This window comes from Exiguobacterium sp. s183, from assembly GCF_018617655.1.
GTDB classification, from domain to species: domain Bacteria; phylum Bacillota; class Bacilli; order Exiguobacteriales; family Exiguobacteriaceae; genus Exiguobacterium; species Exiguobacterium aestuarii_A.
Map to the genome: position 1 here is coordinate 1 of NZ_JACSKN010000015.1, position 1,162 is coordinate 1,162.

General features: G+C 47.8%; 10 tRNA genes and 1 rRNA gene. All 11 read right to left on the minus strand.

The annotated features are described in order from the left end of the window. Positions 1 to 97 precede the first annotated feature (97 nt). Positions 98 to 174 (minus strand) — tRNA-Pro (locus KNP62_RS15400). Between the two features lie 6 nt (positions 175 to 180). Then, positions 181 to 257: transfer RNA gene (locus tag KNP62_RS15405), tRNA-Arg, on the minus strand. Positions 258 to 260: 3 nt separating this feature from the next. Then, positions 261 to 348: transfer RNA gene (locus KNP62_RS15410), tRNA-Leu, on the minus strand. 9 nt (positions 349 to 357) lie between these two features. Beyond that, positions 358 to 432, minus strand: a tRNA-Gly gene (locus KNP62_RS15415). A 16-nt stretch (positions 433 to 448) separates the two neighbouring features. Then, positions 449 to 529: transfer RNA gene (locus tag KNP62_RS15420), tRNA-Leu, on the minus strand. Positions 530 to 569: 40 nt separating this feature from the next. Beyond that, positions 570 to 645 (minus strand) — tRNA-Lys (locus tag KNP62_RS15425). A gap of 12 nt (positions 646 to 657) precedes the next feature. Beyond that, positions 658 to 733, minus strand: a tRNA-His gene (locus tag KNP62_RS15430). A gap of 10 nt (positions 734 to 743) precedes the next feature. After that, positions 744 to 819 (minus strand) — tRNA-Thr (locus KNP62_RS15435). Positions 820 to 827: 8 nt separating this feature from the next. Beyond that, positions 828 to 903, minus strand: a tRNA-Phe gene (locus KNP62_RS15440). Between the two features lie 19 nt (positions 904 to 922). After that, positions 923 to 998, minus strand: a tRNA-Asp gene (locus KNP62_RS15445). Between the two features lie 75 nt (positions 999 to 1,073). Next, positions 1,074 to 1,162 (minus strand): 5S ribosomal RNA (gene rrf, locus KNP62_RS15450); the annotation flags it as partial.

Genomic DNA, 1,162 nt, shown 5'->3' on the forward strand with positions numbered 1-1,162 from the left:
TGATATAGCTCTTAAATTGACGAAGCTTGCGCTTCATTCAAAAATTGTAAAACTTATTTTTGCCTCATCGTTCAGTTTTCAAAGACCAAAAATTAAATGGTCGGGAAGACAGGATTCGAACCTGCGACCCCTTGGTCCCAAACCAAGTGCTCTACCAAGCTGAGCTACTTCCCGTAATAATGGTGCACCCTGAGAGATTCGAACTCCCGGCCTTTAGATTCGTAGTCTAACGCTCTATCCAGCTGAGCTAAGGGTGCATATGGTGCGGTCGAGAGGACTTGAACCTCCACGGTGTTAACCACCACTAGGCCCTCAACCTAGCGCGTCTACCGATTCCGCCACGACCGCGTATTAAGATGGAGCGGAAGACGGGATTCGAACCCGCGACCCCGACCTTGGCAAGGTCGTATTCTACCACTGAACTACTTCCGCATAAGTATTTTAGAGATGCGGGTGAAGGGACTCGAACCCCCACGTCAAAGACACTAGATCCTAAGTCTAGCGCGTCTACCAATTCCGCCACACCCGCATGTGAAATTACGTATTTAGTAATAAAAATTAATGAGAAATGGTGAGCCATGCAGGGCTCGAACCTGCGACCCTCTGATTAAAAGTCAGATGCTCTACCAACTGAGCTAATGGCTCATTAAATTTTAATGGGGCGGCTGAAGGGAATTGAACCCTCGAATGCCGGAATCACAATCCGGTGCGTTAACCACTTCGCCACAACCGCCATGAAAAAATGGTGCCGGCGAAAGGATTCGAACCCTCGACCCTCTGATTACAAGTCAGATGCTCTACCAACTGAGCTACACCGGCGCGTTATATGGTGGCTTTGGACGGAATCGAACCGCCGACACAAGGATTTTCAGTCCTTTGCTCTACCAACTGAGCTACAAAGCCATAAATATTAAATTAAAAATGGCGGTCCCGACGGGATTCGAACCCGCGATCTTCTGCGTGACAGGCAGACATGTTAACCCCTACACCACGGGACCGTTTTAAGTCATATCGACTTTACCTATTTTAAAGGTCATTTTATGTAAAGTCAATAACTTTTTAAAAAAAATAAAGCCTGGCAACGTCCTATCCTCACAGGGGGAGATCCCCCAACTACTTTCGGCGCTGAGACGCTTAACTTCCGTGTTCGGCATGGGAACGG